Raw genomic sequence first — 3,547 nt, forward strand, 5'->3', positions numbered from 1 at the left:
AGAAAACATACTGCTTATGAACTGTGAATCAGAAGATAAGCACGAAAAATTAAAATATTATTACGATGAGATAAGTAAAACTTACCCTAACATAAAACACATATTCTCATCACATAGAGAGATAGAATCCTCTTCAGTAAACAAATTACAATGCAACTACTATACTGACGGAATACTTTATTTATCTAATAAAATAAACATAGACAGTATAGTAGATAGAGTAGGCGGAGGAGACAGTTTAAGCGCTGGAATAATCTACTCTATTATAAATAAAAAAGACCCAAAATACGTATGCGAATTTGCGACATGCGCATCTGCACTTAAGCACAGTATACAAGGAGATGCTAACTTAGTTGAGCTTAGGGATGTCGAGAAGCTCATGTATGAGGGTGTTGGAAAAATTTCTAGATAAAAATATATTAAAAAACTTGATTTTTCATATAACGTATTGTATAAGATAATTATGGATATATATTTTCTTCCTTCTATTAGGAATATAAAGCCAACCAGCTCAAAGAATTTAGAAAATATAGTTGCCATAAAAGATAAAGCTATAGTTACTATTTATCATAATTTATTAAATGATAAAAATTTTAAACTATAGCTTTTCTTGTTTAATTAAGGAGAAATCATTATGAAAAATCTAGATATAAATAAAGTAATCTTGAGAAGAAAACAACAAATTCTATTATCGGATATCGCCGATGGACAATTCAATAAAAATTTAAAACCGTATATATCTGTATTAAACAGCAATTTAATGCAATTAGGATATAGATTATCCTACAAGCTGATGAATCATTTGATGATGACAACAGAAAAATATATATTAGAAGTACAAGATTTTTTAATAGACAACATAAACAAGATGATAGGAAATGCAGAAAATATGAAGCCTCTATTTCCAAATTTTCCTGAGACAGTATTATCTATGAACTTTGTCGATACAATAATATTCAACATTATATATGCAGAGTTGGAATTTGATAGAGAAAAATTCAACAAGGTTTTGGAAGTGTTTGGCATAGTTGAAAATGAAATCAAAGACGAAGCGAAGCGAATAAATACGAAGTTAAAGCCTATAGATATAGCCTTTCCAGAAGATATAAATAATTTAACTAAAAACATAATCAACGCAAAAACAGCCTACAGTGAGCAAGACAGAGAAGATTTAGATATTTTATTTGACTACAATTATTCTAATATAAAAGCTATGCTACCAGAGTCTATTTTATTTAAAGAAAATATGGTCTACATAGTGAAGTTGCTATTGAGCAAAGGAGTTAATACACAGGAATTTGCTCATTTATTTAAGACATACACAGACGTATTGAGACTAGCTGTAGCACTATCAGAGGGAGACATATCATTAGCAGAAAATACATATTTTAAAAATTTCAAGCGAAAAGAGAGAAAAATGATATTAGAGTTATTCAATAGCTGCAAAATCAATCCAGAGGACCTGCTTAGACATAAACAAATGTATCTAAGACTAGGAGAGAGAATACATCCAGGCGAATACAGAGAAAAATATCCTAAAGCCTTCAAATCATTTGATATGCTTAGAAACGAAGAGAAGAAAATAAAAAAGGAAACATTTAATCACAAAAGAGAGATGCTTTTCAAAAATAAAGATATATCAGGTGCGTTGGAATTACTACAAAGCAGACCTGGAGAATTTGCACGAAGCTTGAATAGAATTTTAGTATTGGCAAAGGAATTGGAGTATGATTCAATCGAAGTAATAGATAGATTTATAAAATTAGCTGACAATATACCTGTATCTACATTGATTTCAATAGAAGAATATTTTTCACATAGATCTGATATAAAATCAGATAGAATATTCTATCCTAAGGGACAAATGGCTAAGGTCTATGGGATAGAAAATAATTTAGTAGAATTAGACGAAAAAGTATGCAATTACGCGACTACTGCCATACGAAATAAAATAATAGAAATATTATCTAAAAAAGAGCCTCTAGGAAAAGTATTTATAGATAAAAATTTGGAAAATTATATAGCGCCTCTGAAGATGAGAGATGCTTCTAAGACATTGATGCCACTTGAAAGAGGATCTAGAATAAACATCGAAAACAAAAAAATAAGACTATTTTTACATTGGCTAGATGGAAGACCTCATACAGATTTAGACTTGAGCATAATACTGTACGATGAGGATTTTAAGAGAATAGATAATGTATCGTATTTTAATATGAAAATCGATGGTTGCGTACATTCGGGGGATGTCAGAAGTGCACCAGCTCCTGAAGGCGCAACTGAATATATAGATATAGATTTAGAAAAAATAAATTCTAATTGCTATTATATTTGTGTAGTTGTAAATGCGTATACTTACGAAAAATTCTATGAATTGCCTGAATGCTTCGTCGGATATATGGATATAGATGAAAATTTAAATACAGCATATAATCCTTCATTTGTAAAATTCAAAGGAGATTTGACGACAGGAACTACTGTATCATTGCCGTATGTAATAGATGTGATGGCAAATCAAATCGTATGGTGTGATATAGACTACTACAATTTATATCCTATAAATAATATAAAATCCCGAAAAAATACAACTAATATGATAGTTAAAAACATCTTAAACTCTCGCAAGCCTACAATGGACAAGCTAGTCAAGTTAAATGTGGCAGCAAGGGGCGAGTTAGTGGAAAATATCAGTGAAGCTGATGTGATATTTACTGATAGAAAAGACGAATTACTTGACACTGATGATATAATCAGAACTAGAGAAGTAGATGTTGTAAAGACGAGAGCTGTGTTTGATGAGGATGGAAATGAAGCCGGTGTAGAGGAGTATATCGATAAGGAGATAGAAACTTATGAGGCTAGGATAGTGACTCCATTTGATACAGATATTATATCGTCTGAATTATTATAGAATTTGAAAAAGCACAAAAGCTAAAGAATTTGGGCTTTTGTGCTTTTGTAATGACAGTATGAAAATTATTTGGGAGGAATAAGATGAATTTAATTTTTGATGTGGATGACACTTTGTACAATTTGATGAAACCATTTGAAGACACATATAACAATATGTTTGGGGATAAATACGATATACCTATAGAAGATTTACACAAAAAATATCGTAAGTACAGTGATGAAATATTTGAATTAATACAACATGGAAGCATGACAATGAGAGATTTACAAATACAAAGAATTACAAGATCACTTCAAGATTATGGAGTGCATATCGATGAAGAACAAGCATTAGAATTTCAACAACAATATTTATCAAATCAAAATAAAATCGAACTATTAGAAGGGATTAGGGAAGTTTTAGATTTTGCAAAAGAACATGGCTTAAAAGTAGGTATAATCACAAACGGCGAAGTAGACCATCAGATGAAAAAAATAAGAAATCTAGGCGTAAAAAAATGGATTAAAGAGGATGATATATTTGTAGCAGGTGGTTCTATTTTGCCAAAACCACACAAAGATATATTTAAATATGTAGAGGAAAAAATGGATTTAGATCCAAAAGACACATATTATGTAGGTGATACTTTTGCAA

The 3,547-nt window shown here is 30.3% G+C and carries 2 protein-coding genes and 1 pseudogene; all 3 read left to right on the top strand.

Translation table 11 applies throughout. The features are described from left to right. Window positions 1–412: pseudogene (locus MR593_RS12275) on the top strand (sugar kinase); the annotation flags it as partial. A gap of 222 nt (window positions 413–634) precedes the next feature. Next, window positions 635–2,911 carry a TerD family protein gene (locus MR593_RS12280; protein WP_290693401.1) on the top strand — a complete coding sequence of 759 codons (2,277 nt, stop codon included), beginning with the start codon at window positions 635–637 and terminating at the stop codon, window positions 2,909–2,911. Window positions 2,912–2,994: 83 nt separating this feature from the next. After that, on the top strand, window positions 2,995–3,547 hold a 553-nt coding region (locus tag MR593_RS12285), incomplete at its 3' end, for an HAD family hydrolase (RefSeq protein ID WP_290693403.1).

This window comes from Intestinibacter sp. (assembly GCF_022780145.1).
Taxonomy (GTDB): Bacteria; Bacillota; Clostridia; order Peptostreptococcales; family Peptostreptococcaceae; genus Intestinibacter.

Bases quoted from the DNA above. Each gene is read 5' to 3' on its own strand.
- MR593_RS12280 (WP_290693401.1), top strand. From the start codon at position 635: ATGAAAAATCTAGATATAAATAAAGTAATCTTGAGAAGAAAACAACAA.